Source organism: uncultured Fibrobacter sp., assembly GCF_947166265.1.
GTDB lineage: Bacteria > Fibrobacterota > Fibrobacteria > Fibrobacterales > Fibrobacteraceae > Fibrobacter.
In genome coordinates, this window is the sequence record NZ_CAMVDO010000008.1 from 1 (window position 1) to 16,110 (window position 16,110).

A 16,110-nucleotide genomic window follows, 5' to 3' on the forward strand; every position below is an offset into this window, starting at 1 on the left:
GTTCTTCGGCAGATGCATCGAAGGACTTTTCAATTACCATGTCACCACCACAAGCAGCGAGCATGACTACAAGGCCCAAGAAGGCAAACCATTTTGTAAAAGTCATAACCACTCCTCCTTCTAAAGCAAGGGCATTATCTATTAATATATATTATTTAATAAGAAAAAGCATTTTTCACAACTCATAAAAAATCCCGCAGATTTCTCCGCGGGACTTTTACTTTTTAAAAAGCGCGTCGATTACAGGTCCACCACTTCAGTCCAGCCGAACGGGTCGGGTGCTTCGCCGAACTGGATAGCGGTGTACTTCGTGAAGAGTTCCGTGCAAACCGGGCCCGGATTCTTGCCGTCACCGTAGGTGAATTCCCTGCCGGCAACCGGATCCACGATCTTCTTGATCGGGGTGATCACAGCGGCGGTACCGCATTCGGCGGTTTCGGAGAATTCAGCGAGTTCTTCGAACGGAACCTGGCGGCGTTCCACAGTGTAGCCGAGGTATTCAGCAAGCTGCTGCAAGCTCTTGTTGGTGATAGACGGCAGAATGGATTCGGACTTCGGGGTCACGTAGGTCTTGCCCTTGATGCCGAAGAAGTTTGCCGGACCACATTCGTCGATGTACTTCTTTTCCTTTGCGTCCAGGTAAATCGTGCTGGAGTAACCGAGCTTCTTAGCTTCTGCAAGGGACTGGAGGCTAGCGGCGTAGTTACCGCCGACCTTCACCGTACCCGTGCCCTGCGGAGCGGCGCGGTCGTAGTTGCGGCTAATCATCATGTCCACCGGCTTGAACCCGTCCTTGAAGTACGGACCCACCGGAGTCACGAACATCATGAGCAGGTATTCGTCAGCGGGCTTCACACCGACTTCCGGGCTCATACCGATGAGGAGCGGACGGATGTAGAGCGTTGCACCGTAGCCATACGGTGGAACAAAGCGCTTGTTGGCCTTCACCACGGTGTGGACCATTTCGCGGAACAGTTCAACAGGCGGCACAGCCATGAGTACGCGGTTAGCAGTGTTCTGCATGCGCTTGGCGTTTTCGTCGACGCGGAAAATACGGACCTTGCCGTCCTTGCCCGTGTAAGCCTTGAGGCCTTCAAAACCTTCCTGGCCGTAATGCAAGCAAGTAGCGGCCATGTGGATGCTGATGTCCTTGGAAGAAGACAGCTCGATCTTGCCCCACTGACCATTGCGGTAGTAGCAGCGAACGTTGTAATCGGTGTCATAATAACCGAAGGGGAGCGTCTTCCAATCGACAGTATTCAAATCAACTTGCATAGTATTAACCTTTTTTGCAATGGTGCATTTTTAAAGGTATCATTCGGTACCGCACAGAAAAATACAATTATAAACGTCGTTTTGGCTTGTTCCGCATTAAAAATTATCGAAAAAAAGTACCCCGCGAAAAAAACGGGAGCAATATTCCCTACGGGAGCATAACTCCCATTTTTCTAGCGCCCCTATAAGGCCCTTTCAAAAGAGAATTGCCCTTTTTTATCGAAAAAAGCCATTTTGCGCAATATTGGCATAAGATTTGCTTTTACTGGGGCAAACATCTTTAACTAACGAGGTACAAAATGAAAAACAAACTCATTCCTGCATTGGCTCTGTCCGTCATGGGATTTTTCGCCACCACCACCTTCGCCCAGGAAGAATCCGTTCCTGTAGCAGATGAATCCGTCGCAGAGGAAGTCGTTACAGACGAAACCACAAGCGATTCCAAGGACGTTTCTAAAAAGGCGGACAAGGAAGACCCCAGGGCAGACCGTGGCAAGGAGCGCCATGAACGCAAGGCCGCCAAGAAAGCCGAAATAGCAAACCACAAGGCCGAAAAGAAGGCTCTGAAAGAAGAACGTAACGCCGAACGTGCCGAAAAGAAGGAAGCCAAGAAGGCTGAAAAGGAAAACCGGAAGGCTGAAATGAAGGCCCTGAAGGAAGAACGCGAAGCTGCCCGTGCCGAACAGAAAGAAGCCAAGAAGGCAGAAAAGGAAAGTCGAAAGGCAGAAAAGAAGGCACTAAAGGAAGAACGCGACGCCGAACGCGCAGAACAGAAAGAAGCCAAGAAGGCAGAAAAGGAAAGCCAGAAGGCCGAATCGAAAGAAGAACGCAAGGCCGAAAAGAATGCGCAAAAAGAAGAGCGCAAGGCAAGCAAGAGCCGCAACCACTAATCAGCCAAAAATTAGGTACAGAAAGGGCGCGAGACATCGCGCCCTTTACGTATCCTAAATATCCCACTTGACGCCCGTTTTCAACTGCGAATAGAAACTGCTTTGTGGATATCCGGTTTCGTAATCCGCCGGAAGCACATAATAGCGATAGAACTGTTCCGCCCCGATAAACAAGCCAAAAGCCCCCGGTTTCCACGAAACCGTAAGCCCCCAGGAACCGCTGAACTTTTCAACCGTCTCATACTCCGCATCAGGACCATCCACGACAAATCCGTAAAACAGATTCATCTTCGCGTCAACGGAAATATCCGTCCTGAACCTGTACGAGAACGAAGGCTTGAACGACGGGCCAAACCATTTGAGCCAATAGGGCGTACTGATAGAATCGGCCTCGAATCGCGCCCCCAGATAGACGGAACTTTTCCACCCGTACTTCACGAACCTATGCCAAGAAGCGTAGGCCGTAACGAACAAGGGACCGTCAAAGCTGTCATAGCCCATAAACGCGGCGCCCACCTTCTGCGAGCCGATTCGAACAAAGTATTTTTCAAGCCAAGCGTAAAAATCGGGAACCCAGCCCTCGTCTTCCGAGACATTCAAGTTCGCGCCGACATCCAGCACCAGGGAATTCCCCAAAAGGCTATACCCCACGCCAAACGATCCTTCCCAGGCGCTCGTATCCAGGCTCGGCATATCCTCCTTGTCCACAAACCAGTCCCCCGACGCATTGACTTCAAAGGAGTGGCTCCAGACCATCGATTCATATTCCAGAGAAGCGCTTATCGAAGACGACAGTTCGCTCCCCGTTTCGGCCTCGGAAACATCGCTCCTCTTGTAGCGCAGCCCAATATAGCTAACGTTCCCGAAGGTATGAAATTTCCAAGGGCTTTCCGCCGAAGCCAGAGAATCGTCAGCGGTTTCACCCAAGGCACCATGGTATTCATCTACAATTTCCTGGATTTCTGCGGTATAGGGGCCAGGCTCTGCCACGGCGGATTCGAACAGTTCCAGCGCACGTGCAATATCACCCGCCTCTTCGGCCTTTAGCGCACGGTAATAAAGATCCTCCTGGGACTCCGCCATCGCAAGAGAAAATAAAAGCAGAAAAAAGATTGCCAGATACCGCGCCATCACCCCTAAATATATTAAAAGATTTATTCTACCGGTATCTCCACCGTGACCAATTTCACAATTTGTTATTTTATACCCCGATGAATTCCCTGTTGCAAAAATCGATTGACGGAAACCGCCTGACTCCATCAGAAGCCCTCGACTTATTGAAAAACGCCCCGTGGACAGAAGTCGCCCAGGCGGCCAACACCGTACGGCACCGGATCAACCCCGGCAACAAGGTGGGCTACACGGCGTTTCGCATCGTGAACTATACGAACGTCTGCGAAATCACGTGCAGCTTTTGCAGTTTCTGCCGCCCCGCGCACAGCGCAGACGCCTACGTGCTTAGCCTGGACGAAATCCGCCAAAAGACGCTCGAAGCCAAGGCCAGGGGCGCCGACCAGATTTTTTTGCAGGGGGGCGTCAACAAGGATATTCCGCTGAGCTACTACACCGATGTCCTGAAAATGCTTACACAGGAAATGGGCGTAAAAGTTCGCGGTTTTTCGCCAGTGGAACTGGTGCGCATCGCCGAATTCAACGGAATTTCGCTCGACGAGCTGCTAGATATTCTTAAGGACGCAGGTCTCAGTTCCGTTCCGGGAGCCGGAGCCGAAATCCTTTCCGACCGCATGCGCCAAATGCTAAGCCCCCAAAAGCTCCCCGCGCAAAAGTGGTGCGACACACTTGCCGCCTGCCACAAGAAGGGGCTCCCGGGGAGCGCGAACATCGTCTTTGGCAGCATCGAGACCCCCGAAGAAATCATCGAGCACCTGGATTACGTACGCAAGACGCAAGACATTGCGCAGGGATTCAAGAGTTTCGTGGTGTGGACCTTCCAGCCGCAGACCGACAAGTTCCCCATCCGCCACGTGCGCGGCGACGAATACCTCAAGTTGCTCGCACTTTCCCGCCTGTACCTCGACAACATCCCGCATATCGAGGTATCACTCCTTGGCATGGGGCTTTCGCTCGGAGAACTCGGACTGCATAGCGGCGCCGACGACATCAACAGCATCGTCATCGAAGAAAACGTGCTGAAAAATCACGGACTCACAACCATCGAAGCGGCCGAAAAGTTCATCACCGACGCCGGCTTCACCCCCTACCGCCGTTCTTTAAACTTTGATTAAGGCGAGAGTCGCAGAAAAATGCTCGCGCAAGCGCCATTTTTCTATGACCGAGCCGTTTCAAAGCGCGCTCCGCAGGAGCGCCACTTTGACTAGAGATCCAACTCCTTCGAACCTTGCGGCCCTTCGGCAAGCTCAGGGACCTTAGGTTGGTGCACTTCGGCAAGCTCAGGATGACACGCCCCAGGCGCCTGACACCTGAAACCTGACCCATCAGATAAAAAAAACACCGGTTCGCTTGTTCAGCGTAACCGGCGATAACCATAGAGAGAGAAAAACAGCTTTTGCGGCTAATTAGGCGCGCTTAGCGTGCTTCTTGAAGCTCTTGATCAGGAGGGCAGCGAGAATGCAGTACATATTACCTTTTATCCTTTATTTTCGACGTTTTATCGTCTTTTTGAAATAGCGCGCCAAATTTAACAAAATTTTACTAACGTTTCAAGGGGAAAAAGAATATATTTTGTCACTTTTTGGATTATCGCTTCGCTCAAATCCCAAATGCTAGCCTCGGTCATGCCAAAACAAGTTTTGTCGCGACTCTCGGCCTACGCATTTGTCTTACACGGCCGCCCTGAATCCCATTTTTCCTCCGCATTGCTCCGAGAATGACTTTTAAGTAGAGATCCTTCGACTACAAGCCTAACGGCTCTCCGCTCAGGATGACATAACTAGTAGAGTCATCCTCAACCAACTCTGAAGCGTAGCGATAGAGGCGGGAGGGGATCCATCAATACTTTTCCCTAACCACCAACCACTAATCACAACCTACTGTCTACCATCTCCATATTTGTCTTTTCTGTTAAATTTTCGTAAATTTGGGGACATGAAACGATTTATCTTATTTTGCCTAGCCGCTGCCCTGTGCGTATCTGCACGGCCGTCCCTGCAAGTGGACCGGGAACGCATCGAATCGGGCAAGACTTTTGGACTCCAGCTCGTATTTCCGCTTTCTGATCTCCCCGAAAACCGTAGCGATTTGCAAATCGAAACCGCAAACGGTTTTTCGCTCGTGAAGCTCGACAGTGCCGACCAGGTGATGCGTCCCGACATCGACGACATGTTCAATTCCTTCTTTGGCGGAGGCCGAAACAGGGGCGGTTACAAGGCCCGCGTCTACACCTTCACGCTAAAGGCACCGAAAAAGACAGGCCGTATGAGCGTCGGGCAGATTTTCCTGACCATTGACGGGCAAAAGCGCAACATCACGGGCGATGTACCGGTCAACATCCAGCGCGCCTTCACCGACGACGCCCTTTCGGTAAGCCTCACCCCGAGCAAGAAATCCATTTACGAAGGCGAACAGTTCAGCGTGACGCTCGGTTTCCACACCTACGAACACTTCGAGGGTGGCCTCCAGGCAACCGACATGAACACCGGCGACGACTTTATTGTACACCGCAGCGACCTTTCCAACATGAAATTCGAACCCGTGGAAGGTAGCCGCCGCGAAATGCAGGCTAGCGCCAAGTTCGCCTGGCTCAGCCCCACCAAGAGCGGAAACCTTCAAATTCCGCCGTTCAAGTTCAAGTACACCAAGCTCGGCGAGCCCAAAGTGGTCGAAGAAAACAAGCAGATGGGCGGCATGACGTTCTCGAGCCGAAGCGTCAAGCAGGAATCCGTCGAATCTGAAGCCCAGACCCCCACCGTGAACATCACCGTAAAGCCGCTCCCCGCCGAAGGAAAACCCGCGAACTTCAGCGGCATGGTCGGCAGCTACAGCTTTAGTGCCGATTTCGACCGCACAAGCCTCAAGGTCGGCGAGGCGATGACGCTATCCATAAGCATCAAGGGCGACGGTCTCCCCGGTTCCATAACCGACCCCAAGCTCCCCGATTTCGGCGAATTCCGCTCCGTGCCCCCCGAAAACGAACTCAACAAGAAAGTGGTCGGAAACAAGGTGGTTACCACCAAGAACATCCGTGTGTTCCTTTACCCCAAGAAGAAGGGCGAATTCACCATCCCCGAAATCACCTACTCCTGGTTCAACCCTGCAAAAAAGAAGTACGAAACCGCAAAGGCAGGCCCCTGGAACGTCACCGTCGAAAAGGGTGAAGCCGCCCCCGAAGCCATTTTCCAGGCACCGGTCGCCCAAGGCCCCGCCGCCGTCCAGAAGCAGGAAATCGAATCTCTCGGCTCTGATATCCGCTTTATCCACAAGGTGAACGACAACCGCGACAACACCGCCCCCTACAGGAACATTCTCTACTGGGTGATTTTTGCCGCCGCAATCCCGTTCTATTTGATTGTGACCGCAGCTGTCCGCAGCCGCCGCAAGCACAACAGCGACGCCGCCCTCGTGCGAAAGGGCAAGGCCGACAAGATGCTCAAGGCCCGCTTTGCCGACGCCCGCGAAGCCCTTAAGAAGGGTGACGCCAAGGCACTCTACGCCGCCCTCGAAAACGGACTCATCAACTACCTGAGCGACAAGACGAACCTGGAATTCAAAGGCATGACCCGCCCGCAAATGAAGGAAGAACTCGCAAAGTTCGGCGTGAAAGACGAAACGATTGCGGCCATCGACAGTTGGCTCGAAAAGTGCGCGTTCGCACGGTACGCACCGGTGAACCCCACCAAGGACGAACAGGAACAAATGTTGAAGGATGTCGAGAAACTTTGCGGAGGTTTGAAATGAAAAAATTTTCGCTTATCTTGATGGCTTTGATCGTCGCATGCGCCACGATGAGTTTTGCAGCCGAACATTGCAACGGGATCGATGCGGGCGCCAAGGCCTACAACGAAGGAGACTTCGACCGCGCCGTCGACGAATGGCGCACCTGCGCAGACAACGGCATCGAGAACGCCGACCTCTACTACAACCTGGGCAACGCCTACTTCAGGGGCGGCAAGCTCGGCTTCGCCATCTACTATTACAAGTCGGCACTCCGCCTCGACCCAAGCAACGACGATATCCTGCACAACCTCAAGTACGCACAGGCCATGACCCGCGACAAGGTGGAAGAAGACGGCGAAGAAAACCCGCTTCTCGCAGGCCTTTTCAAGGCGCACCATGCGCTTTCCCTAAAGGCGCAGATGTGGACGCTCCTCGGAATCTTCTGGGTAATCGCGTTACTGGCCATCGCTAGACGCATCAGCCGCAGCGGACGCACCAAGAACGCACTGATTGGTAGCATGTTCGCGCTCTCCAGCATTTTCTGCATCATCGCGATGAGTGCCGGCTACAAGGTCTTTGTCGCCGAAACCGAAATTACGGGAGTCGTCACCGCCAAGGACGCCGACGTAACGAGCGCCCCAAGCGACAGGTCCCAGACGCTCAACACGCTTTCCGAAGGCACCTCTTTCGAAGTGCTTAGCGAACAGGGCAACTTCGCCGAAATCCGCCTGGGCGAAAAAGTCCGCGGATTCGTGAAACTTTCCGACGTGGGCGTCGTAAAATAGCTATATAAGAATAAGAAGGAGATTCCCGCCGGAGCATGCCGAATGGGCGGGAATGACAGAAACAAGAATTTCGGAACATGGAAAACTTCGACGATTTTTTCACCGAGACCTTCGAGACCGCCACCTTGGCCAACAACCTGGTGACGCTCAGGGGCCTGCGCGAAACGGCCACGGGGCCGTCGTCGCCGGAATCCATCTTGCAGGCAATCGAGGAATCGCGCGAACACCTCACGGAGCACCTTCCCTGGATACGGGACACCGACATTTTCGACATCAAGAAGCGAATCCGTTCGTGGATCCTGAACGAAAAATTTAGGCAGGGCGGCTGCTGGCTTATCTACAAGAACCCCGACGGGGAGATTTCGACAGATTCCACGACTCCCGTTGCCGGCGCCATCATGATGGACGTGAACATCCGTAACCATTCCGCGACACTAAGCTACTGGTTACGCAAGGGCTACACGGGTCAGGGGATCATGACCGAGGCGGTCAAGCTCATTTCGGCCTTTTCCTTTGCAACGCTCAAGCTCAACCGTCTGGAAATCCTGGTTTCCGTAGACAACCCCAAAAGTGCGGCCGTCGCCAAGCGTTGCGGCTTTACCGAAGAGGGCATAAATCGCGATTTCGAGCTCATAAACGGCAAATTCGTAGACCACAGGCGTTTTTCGCTCCTCGCCCGGGATGTTTACAGTTGTTTACCCGAGTAAACGAGAATCATCAACTTTTTTTGCTTTTTTAGGCTCAAGACTTCTATTTTTATGTTATGGAAATCGAAGAAAAGCAAAAACTCGTAGAACCGGATATCCTGCAGTACACAAACTACAGGGTTTTCCTGCGCGACTACTACGAATACAAGAAGAAGACGACCAGCGCCTTCAGTTTGCGCTTCTTTGCCGAAAAGGCAGGCCTTTCCAGCCACGCCCACCTAAAACTCGCTATCGACGGCAAGCGCAACATTACCAAGAACACGGTCACTAAGCTTATTCACGGCCTGGGACTTGAAAACCAGCGCGCCGCCTATTTCGAAAGCCTCGTATTCTTCAACCAGGCGCAGACCGACGCCGACAAGCAAATCTACTACGCCCAGCTCATCAAGGCAAGCCCAAGGTCCAAGTTGCACAAGATGGACAAGGCTCAGTTCCGCATTTTCCAGGAATGGCACCACTCCGTCATTCTGGAAATGGTGGGGCTCAAGGATTTCAGGCCTATTCCGGACCAGATATCCAAGAAACTCCGCGGCCTTGTCACTCCCGCCCAGGTCACCGAATCGCTCAACCTTTTGCTGGAACTGGGCCTCCTGGTCAAGACCGCAAACGGGTACCGCCAGCACGACCCCCTGATTACCACCGATGATGAAGTCCAGGACATGATGGTCAAGCTCTATCATTTCCAGATGCTAAAACTGTCGGCCACCATGCTTAGCGACCTTCCAGGAGCAGAAAGGGACGTTTCGGCGCTCACCTTCGGAATTAAGCGCTCAGATTTCCCCAATTTGAAAAAACACTTACAACTAATGCGAAAAGAACTACTAGATTTCTCTGCAAAAGCTGGAGAAGCGGAGGATGTCGTACAGATCAACATCCAGCTTTTCCCACTTACCCGAGGAGTGTGATGAAATTCTTTTTGCCCATAGCGATGATTGCCGCCTGTGCGTTTTCAGCACTATCCTTGGTTGCGTGTTCCAAGGAGGATTCCACTGCTGGCATCGAAATAGGCAATCCGAACCTAGCCGATCAAGATACTGTGGCAAGCGACACAGCGAACAAGAAACAGCCGGCGCTCCCGCTGGTCGCCGATTTTTCTGTTGACTATTCCGAAATTTCAAAAAAGGGACTCGCAAAGGCGGTTCCCCAGGACGAACCGGTCTTGCTAGACAGCTTTGCACTTGTCTTGACCGAGGTGCGTTCGTTCTCCAGCTACTACTCCAGCGTTTCGGTCGACCCCGTACTGGGCCTCCAGCTTTGGCCTTACGAAGACGATCCCGACGAAGAAATCAACATCGAATTTGCAGGTGGTTCCGCCGTCGAAGACGCCTTCAGGAACATCGATTTGCAGGAAGAAGGCTACCTCAAGGAAATGGGCGTCAGTTTCCGCCCCGCGAAGAAAAACTCCATCTACGGCCATGTCCTTATCGGGAAAAAATACCAGCCATTCGTTTATAGTCTATCCCATTTCCAGTCGCTCATGCTCCGCTACCACTATTCTCAAATAGACACCGCGGACGGAAAGGCTAATTTGTCTGTGATATTCCGTGTCAAGCAATGGATAAAGGATATTGATCTTGCTTCGGCCCAGATTGGCACCGACGGAATTCTCCATCTTGACCCCAATTCCAATATCGACATTTGGGAAAAGCTGAACGAAAACTTTGTGCCGAGTTTCCAGCCGCTGCGCTATGACTACACGACCTCCGAAGGAGTCAATTCCTCGGAATACGTGATCGACATCTGGGAAGGGATCGCAGCGGACGTCAAGGAAAACACGATCATCAACGGGAATTTCCAATCTCCGTTCACGACCGACTGGATTTTGATGAACCAGTTCGGCGGACATGCGGACACCTCGGTCATTATCGAGAACAAAAAAGACCGCATCATGAAGGTGGAAGTGACCCAGGGAGGCACCCGCTCCTACAGCGTCCAGCTCATCCAGGAAAACGTGGCTCTCATCAAGGATGTCGAATACCAGTGCGTATTCACCATCTGGTCCGACGTCGAGGACTCAATCACAGCAAGAATCGGTTCGTACAACACCTACGAAACCGAAGGATTCCAGCAGCACGTGTTCGTTCACAAGACAGGGCATTCCGTCGCCATCACCTTCACGGCCAAAGTGAGCGATCCCTTTGCACGATTCGAACTCAACCTTGGCGGAAAGGTTCGCACCTTCTGGATCAAGGAAGTGCAAGTGATAAGACTTTCGAAGTAACGTCCCTGTAACCTTCTGGTTACTTTTCTACATTTGTGTCATTATGGCAACTATTCCAACTCGTAAAGACAATCTCGTCATCGAAAACATTCGCCCCCAGATCGAAGGTGGGCGTTTTATGCTCAAGCGCGAACCGGGCGACACCGTCACGCTCACTGCGGACATTTTCCGCCACAGCCACGAAAAGTATGACGCGGCGATTTTCTACCGCCACGACTCCAAGAAAAAATGGGAAAAGGCTCCCATGCACTTTGTCGATAACGACCAGTGGGAAGGTTCCTTCACGGTCAACAATATCGGCTACTACGAATACAAGATTTGCGCCTGGACCGTGGAACCCAAGGACGAACCGACCGAAAGCCCCGTGATGAAGCTCCGCGTGGATCCGTCTTACGCACGCATCGGTACGTGGTACGAAATGTGGCCGAAGAGCCAGGGTACCGACCCGAAGAAGAGCGCAACCTGGAAGGATTGCGAGAACCAGCTCGACTACATTGCAAACCTCGGCTTCGACACCGTCTACCTGGTGCCGATTCATCCGATCGGTGTTACGAACCGCAAGGGCGCAAACAACGCCCTGCATGCCAAGGTCGACAAGAAGGGCAAACCGCTTGAACCGGGTTGCCCGTATGCCGTGGGTAACAAGAACGGCGGCCACTACGATGTGGACCCCGAACTTGGTTCCATGAAGGACTTTGAACATTTTGCGAAGGCAGCCCGCAAGAAGGGACTCCGCCTTGCTCTCGATATCGCGCTCAACTGCAGCCCCGACCACCCGTATGTGAAGTCGCACCCGGAATGGTTCTACCACGAACCGGATGGCAGCATCAAGTTTGCCGAAAACCCGCCCAAGAAGTACGAAGACATCTACCCGTTCGACTACTACAACAAGAACTACAAGGCTCTGTGGCAGGAAATCGAGAACATCATCCTGTTCTGGGCCGACAAGGGCATTGAAATTTTCCGTATCGACAACCCGCACACCAAGCCCTTCCCGTTCTGGGAATGGCTGATTGCAGACGTCAAGGAAAAGCGTCCGGAACTCGTGTTCCTCGCCGAAGCGTTCACCCGCCCGAAGATGATGCATCGTCTGGCAAAGTCCGGTTTCGACATGAGCTACACCTATTTCGCCTGGCGCTCTGCCAAGTGGGAATTCGAACAGTACCTCAAGGAACTCACGCAGTCCGACGCCAAGGAATACATGCGCGGAATCTTCTTCCCGACGACTCCGGACATTTTCCCGAAGTACCTCGCCTACAAGGGACCGAACGCCTTCAAGCAGCGCTACTTCCTCGCCGGTACGCTTTCTAGCCTTACCGGCATGTACAACGGCTACGAACTCTGCGAAAACATTCCGAGCCCCATCAAGGAAGAACTGCAAGACAGCGAAAAGTACCAGTACAAGGTCCACAACTGGAGTGGCCCGGGCATCCAGGACTTCGTGCGCCGCGTGAACACCGCCCGTCAGGAACACGTCGCCCTGCAGGAATACGACAACCTCGACTTCCACTACTGCGCCAACGACCAGCTGATGGTTTACTCCAAGAAGTCTGGCGAAGACGTGATCCTCTGCGTGTGCAACATGGACATGGACAACGCCCAGGAAGGCATGGTGGAACTGGACATGGCTAAACTCGGCCTCAACCAGGATTCCTTCTTCTTCTTGCGCGACTTGATTACCGACGAAAGCTTTGTATGGCGTGGCAACAAGAACTTTGTGCGCCTCGACCCCGCCAAGGCTCCCGGCCACTTGCTGGTGCTCAAGAAGATCTAGGCAACTCTGGATCCTCCCCATTCGGGGACCATGCGCACTAAGGTTACAAGTAACCAAGTGCTGTCCGCCGTCGGTCCTTCGGACCTCCAAGATGGCGGTTTCATATAATGTCATCCTCGACCGAAGGGAGGGGATCCACAGATACATTTGTACAGAAGACTGCTCCCACGGCAGTCTTTTTTATTTATATTGAAAGTATGATTGATATTTATTCGCTTGCCAAGAATCCGCTGGTATTCCAGAAACAACGCACCATCACCTCGGCCTACATTGACGTGTCGGGAAAAATGGGAATCGCACAGACGGTCCTTATGGTGCAGGACAACCTCACCGAAAATTTCGGGGCGCTCAAGATGGACAACTTCTGCGTCAACGAGAAAGGCGGTTACTGGGCCATCTACAAAGCGAAGTTCAAATTCTTCAAGCGTCCCTTTTGGCGCGACAAGGTGATTACGACATCTTTCCCTGCAGACAATGCGCCTATCCGCACCTACGTGAACACCGCCATTACGACCGTCGAAGGCGAGCCGATTATCCTTGCGGCGCAGGAAGCGTGCTGCCTCGATCTGGAAAAGCACCGTCCCATGAAGCTTTCCGCTGTCGATTTTCCAATGGAAGGAGCCCCGGAGCATTTTCTCGATAGCAAGTTCACGAAGTTCCCCGTACAGAACGAGGAATACCAGGAAGTCTACCGTCAAAAGGTGCTCCCGCAGCATATCGACATGTCGCACCACATGAACAACATCGAGTACGTGAAACTCGCGCTGAATGTGTTCAGCGCCGAAGATCTGGAACTCTGCATTCCCTCGATGCTCGAAGTCCACTTTTTGGGCGAAACCCGCGAAGGTCAGGAAGTCACCATTTTCCGAGCCGACAAGATGGGCGCGACCTATATGAAAATCGAAGATGACACGGGTCGTCAGGTCTTCGAGATGAAACTTAAAATGAAGTAAGCGCGCGGAACTCTACCGCGGCAAAACTAGAACTGCAGAAAGAATTCCGGCCGGTGAAAATCCGGCTTTTCTGTTTCTACGGGGAAAGCGCTCAGGTAATGGGGCGTTTTCGCCTTGTCGGCGCACTTGTAGAGGTTTCCCTTCAGCGTAACGCCCTCGAAACTCTTGATGCCAAGAAGCGATGCAGGAATTTGTATGGACATTCCCCAACAAACTAAATTACCAGCGACACTCGCCAACTGCTTGGTACGCACCACCGAATCGATTTCTGCCTGAGAAAGCTTGGTGCGGTTGCTCCGATCGGGGCCCCTCGCTGCCAAGAGGTAGCCGCGGCTAGTCGTTTCGAAGTTGAAGTACTCCGCAGGATTTGTCGGATTCTGCAAGAAAATCTCGACGCAGGAATCTTCCCAGCTTGAACCATTGTCTTCCTTGACTTCGGCGCGAAAACAGTCCGAAGGTTCCTCGACAGAAAAATGGACAGTTAAAAATTCGGGCGAAAGATCCGCTTCGGCAAGGACCGTCGGGAGCGCAATTCCCTGGTTCTGTATCCAGTTCATATTCGGTTTTAACAGCATGTTCAAAAGTTAGTAAAAGTGATTAATCACTGATTAATCAGTGATTAATCAGTAACCAGAATTTTTCATCTGTTTAAAAATGGCGATTTCAGGCAAATTTCGCCACATTTTCGGCTTGGCATACTAATTGCATATAAAGGGGCAACCGCAGGGTGGTGATTTACACCGCTCCTGCAAGAATCACATACAAACTAGGAGACCTTTATGGCCGAAGAAAAAAAGAAAAAGGAATGGAATGCGACGGGCGCCTTTGACTGCCTCGCCGTCACCAGCGTACAGGTTTACCCTTTCAAGGAAGGACCTTCCATGGGGCACATCAAGGGAATGGCATCCGTCGTTCTCAATGACCAGTTCCTGGTGCGCGGGCTGCGTATCACGGAAGGCGAAAACGGGATGTTTGTCGGGTACCCGATTGACCCGTTCTTCAAGGGCGAAGACTACCGTAGCGTCTGTTGCCCGATGGCACGCAATCTGCGCGAACATATCGAAAACTGCGTCCTGGAAAAATACCAGGCGGCAATCGCCTAAGGAGTTCCGATGTTCCGACGAATCCGCTCTTATTGCTTGTTTGGAATAAAGGCTGTCCCCGTGAGTGTCGAAGTCGATGCGTCGCAGGGACTGCCGGGGTTCACCTTGGTAGGGTTACCCGACAATGCGGTAAGAGAATCTAGGGAGCGCGTCATTTCAGCCATACGCTCCGTAGACAAGGTGGTGACAGGTTTCCGTACCACGGTAAACCTGTCACCCGCGGATTTGCGGAAAGAAGGAAGCGCCCTGGATTTACCGCTCGCCATCGGGTTATTGACGGCTACCGGCGAAATCGAAATCCCCGAGTTGGAAAGCCTCGTCTTTGTCGGGGAACTTTCACTCGACGGCCAGCTGAAACCTATCCGGGGCGCCCTTTCCATTGCTATGAGTTTATCCGAAAAGCGCAAGGATATCTTGGTGATTCCCTACGCGAACGAAAGCGAAGTTTCTCTTGTCGAAGGAATCCGTTACGTATGCGCCGATTCCCTTAAGGAGTGTATTGAAAAGATGGAATCCGGAGCTGCAAACAACGCCGTATGGGCAGCGGGATTCAGGAATCAGAAACGTTTATCGAACACCATTCGGGATGTTCCCGACTTTAGAAATGTCGTCGGGATGGAGGGCGTCAAGCGGGCGCTAGAAGTGGCCGCCGCGGGTGCCCATAATTTTCTGCTCGTAGGCTCGCCCGGAGCGGGCAAGACTTTGTGCGCAAAGTGCCTGCCGGGAATTTTACCCGAAATGACCGAGACCGAAATCCTGGAGACCACACGCATTCATTCTTGCGCACGGACCGCCGGAGATTCCGAAGAATTCAAGCCCGTCATGATCCGCCCGTTCCGCAGCCCCCACCACAGCGCTTCAATGGTTTCGTTAGTGGGGGGTGGCACCCGGCTAAAGCCGGGTGAAGCGAGCCTCGCGCACAACGGTGTGCTGTTCCTGGACGAACTTCCGGAATTCAACCGCAGCGTCCTAGAGGCGTTGCGCGAGCCGATGGAAGAAGGCGCCATTTCAGTCAGCCGAGCAAGCGGCACCGTCACCTGGCCCGCACGTTTTATGATGGGTGCCGCCATGAATCCCTGCCCCTGCGGCTACGCGATGGACCCTAAACGCAGCTGCACCTGCCTCCCCGAAGCCCGCAAACGGTACCAGGAAAAAATTTCAGGACCGCTCCTCGACCGCATCGACATCCAGGTAAGCGTACCGCCCATCGACGCCTCTCAATTTGCAAAGTGCACTCAGGCCGAGTCCTCGGCAGATATCCGCAAGCGGGTCTGCAGCGCCCGCGAAATTCAGCGCAAAAGATTCAAGGGGACCCGATTCAAGACAAACGCCGAAATGACATCCGAATTCGCCAAGGAAAGCTGCAAGCTCTCACCTGCCACCGAAAGATTCGCCATCAACGCCGCCGACCGAATGAACCTGAGCGCCCGCGGCTACTATAGACTGTTAAAGGTCGGACGCACTATCGCCGACCTCCGTAATGCCGAACCTGTAGAAATAATGGACCTCTCCGAAGCCCTGCGCTACCGCGCCTTCAGGAGCTAGGAC

General features: G+C 52.9%; 14 protein-coding genes. 11 read left to right on the plus strand and 3 right to left on the minus strand.

The window, feature by feature from the left end:
- Nucleotides 1–240: 240 nt before the first annotated feature.
- Nucleotides 241–1,296: a branched-chain amino acid aminotransferase gene (locus Q0W37_RS05815; RefSeq protein ID WP_297699831.1), complete on the minus strand. Its 1,056-nt coding sequence runs from the start codon at nt 1,294–1,296 to the stop codon at nt 241–243.
- Nucleotides 1,297–1,574: 278 nt separating this feature from the next.
- Between Q0W37_RS05815 and Q0W37_RS05820 the strand changes: the two genes are divergently transcribed.
- Nucleotides 1,575–2,165, plus strand: a complete 591-nt coding sequence (locus Q0W37_RS05820) for a hypothetical protein (protein ID WP_297699654.1) — start codon at nt 1,575–1,577, stop codon at nt 2,163–2,165.
- Between the two features lie 54 nt (nt 2,166–2,219).
- Here Q0W37_RS05820 and Q0W37_RS05825 read toward each other — a convergent pair whose 3' ends face one another.
- Nucleotides 2,220–3,296, minus strand: a complete 1,077-nt coding sequence (locus tag Q0W37_RS05825) for a hypothetical protein (RefSeq protein WP_297699656.1) — start codon at nt 3,294–3,296, stop codon at nt 2,220–2,222.
- Nucleotides 3,297–3,376: 80 nt separating this feature from the next.
- Here Q0W37_RS05825 and Q0W37_RS05830 point away from each other — a divergent pair, with 80 nt between their 5' ends.
- The 8 genes from Q0W37_RS05830 to Q0W37_RS05865 all read left to right on the plus strand — a co-directional run bounded on the left by Q0W37_RS05830 (nt 3,377) and on the right by Q0W37_RS05865 (nt 13,459).
- On the plus strand, nt 3,377–4,411 hold the full coding sequence (locus tag Q0W37_RS05830; protein WP_297699658.1) for a CofH family radical SAM protein: 1,035 nt from the start codon (nt 3,377–3,379) through the stop codon (nt 4,409–4,411).
- An 820-nt stretch (nt 4,412–5,231) separates the two neighbouring features.
- On the plus strand, nt 5,232–7,040 hold the full coding sequence (locus tag Q0W37_RS05835; RefSeq protein WP_297699660.1) for a BatD family protein: 1,809 nt from the start codon (nt 5,232–5,234) through the stop codon (nt 7,038–7,040).
- A complete protein-coding gene (locus Q0W37_RS05840) occupies nt 7,037–7,804 on the plus strand; it encodes a tetratricopeptide repeat protein (protein WP_297699662.1) in 768 nt (255 codons plus the stop codon). Before Q0W37_RS05835 ends, Q0W37_RS05840 begins: the two co-directional genes overlap by 4 nt.
- A gap of 77 nt (nt 7,805–7,881) precedes the next feature.
- On the plus strand, nt 7,882–8,511 hold the full coding sequence (locus Q0W37_RS05845) for a GNAT family protein (RefSeq protein ID WP_297699664.1): 630 nt from the start codon (nt 7,882–7,884) through the stop codon (nt 8,509–8,511).
- Nucleotides 8,512–8,567: 56 nt separating this feature from the next.
- The gene (locus tag Q0W37_RS05850; RefSeq protein ID WP_297699666.1) at nt 8,568–9,416 is read left to right on the plus strand and encodes a TIGR02147 family protein; all 849 of its coding nucleotides are present in this window, start codon (nt 8,568–8,570) and stop codon (nt 9,414–9,416) included.
- Entirely contained in the window at nt 9,413–10,732 is a 1,320-nt protein-coding gene (locus Q0W37_RS05855) for a carbohydrate binding domain-containing protein (RefSeq protein ID WP_367186246.1), read from the plus strand. Before Q0W37_RS05850 ends, Q0W37_RS05855 begins: the two co-directional genes overlap by 4 nt.
- Nucleotides 10,733–10,775: 43 nt before the next feature.
- The gene (locus Q0W37_RS05860) at nt 10,776–12,506 is read left to right on the plus strand and encodes a maltotransferase domain-containing protein (protein WP_297699668.1); all 1,731 of its coding nucleotides are present in this window, start codon (nt 10,776–10,778) and stop codon (nt 12,504–12,506) included.
- Between the two features lie 197 nt (nt 12,507–12,703).
- Nucleotides 12,704–13,459, plus strand: a complete 756-nt coding sequence (locus Q0W37_RS05865; RefSeq protein ID WP_297699670.1) for an acyl-[acyl-carrier-protein] thioesterase — start codon at nt 12,704–12,706, stop codon at nt 13,457–13,459.
- Between the two features lie 26 nt (nt 13,460–13,485).
- On the opposite strand, the gene Q0W37_RS05870 is transcribed toward Q0W37_RS05865, so the two are convergent.
- Nucleotides 13,486–14,016 carry a carbohydrate-binding family 9-like protein gene (locus Q0W37_RS05870; RefSeq protein WP_297699672.1) on the minus strand — a complete coding sequence of 177 codons (531 nt, stop codon included), beginning with the start codon at nt 14,014–14,016 and terminating at the stop codon, nt 13,486–13,488.
- A 222-nt stretch (nt 14,017–14,238) separates the two neighbouring features.
- Here Q0W37_RS05870 and Q0W37_RS05875 point away from each other — a divergent pair, with 222 nt between their 5' ends.
- Together Q0W37_RS05875 and Q0W37_RS05880 are read left to right on the plus strand one after the other, a co-directional pair.
- Entirely contained in the window at nt 14,239–14,562 is a 324-nt protein-coding gene (locus Q0W37_RS05875; RefSeq protein WP_297699674.1) for a SpoVG family protein, read from the plus strand.
- A 9-nt stretch (nt 14,563–14,571) separates the two neighbouring features.
- Nucleotides 14,572–16,107 carry a YifB family Mg chelatase-like AAA ATPase gene (locus Q0W37_RS05880; RefSeq protein ID WP_297699676.1) on the plus strand — a complete coding sequence of 512 codons (1,536 nt, stop codon included), beginning with the start codon at nt 14,572–14,574 and terminating at the stop codon, nt 16,105–16,107.
- Nucleotides 16,108–16,110 lie beyond the last annotated feature (3 nt).

Excerpts from the sequence above, each read along its gene's own strand:
- Q0W37_RS05845 (WP_297699664.1), top strand. The coding sequence starts at position 7,882 with ATGGAAAACTTCGACGATTTTTTCACCGAGACCTTCGAGACCGCCACC.
- Q0W37_RS05875 (WP_297699674.1), top strand. The coding sequence starts at position 14,239 with ATGGCCGAAGAAAAAAAGAAAAAGGAATGGAATGCGACGGGCGCCTTT.
- Q0W37_RS05870 (WP_297699672.1), bottom strand. The coding sequence starts at position 14,016 with ATGAACTGGATACAGAACCAGGGAATTGCGCTCCCGACGGTCCTTGCC.
- Q0W37_RS05820 (WP_297699654.1), top strand. The coding sequence starts at position 1,575 with ATGAAAAACAAACTCATTCCTGCATTGGCTCTGTCCGTCATGGGATTT.
- Q0W37_RS05840 (WP_297699662.1), top strand. The coding sequence starts at position 7,037 with ATGAAAAAATTTTCGCTTATCTTGATGGCTTTGATCGTCGCATGCGCC.
- Q0W37_RS05860 (WP_297699668.1), top strand. The coding sequence starts at position 10,776 with ATGGCAACTATTCCAACTCGTAAAGACAATCTCGTCATCGAAAACATT.
- Q0W37_RS05850 (WP_297699666.1), top strand. The coding sequence starts at position 8,568 with ATGGAAATCGAAGAAAAGCAAAAACTCGTAGAACCGGATATCCTGCAG.
- Q0W37_RS05865 (WP_297699670.1), top strand. The coding sequence starts at position 12,704 with ATGATTGATATTTATTCGCTTGCCAAGAATCCGCTGGTATTCCAGAAA.
- Q0W37_RS05830 (WP_297699658.1), top strand. The coding sequence starts at position 3,377 with ATGAATTCCCTGTTGCAAAAATCGATTGACGGAAACCGCCTGACTCCA.
- Q0W37_RS05825 (WP_297699656.1), bottom strand. The coding sequence starts at position 3,296 with ATGGCGCGGTATCTGGCAATCTTTTTTCTGCTTTTATTTTCTCTTGCG.
- Q0W37_RS05835 (WP_297699660.1), top strand. The coding sequence starts at position 5,232 with ATGAAACGATTTATCTTATTTTGCCTAGCCGCTGCCCTGTGCGTATCT.
- Q0W37_RS05880 (WP_297699676.1), top strand. The coding sequence starts at position 14,572 with ATGTTCCGACGAATCCGCTCTTATTGCTTGTTTGGAATAAAGGCTGTC.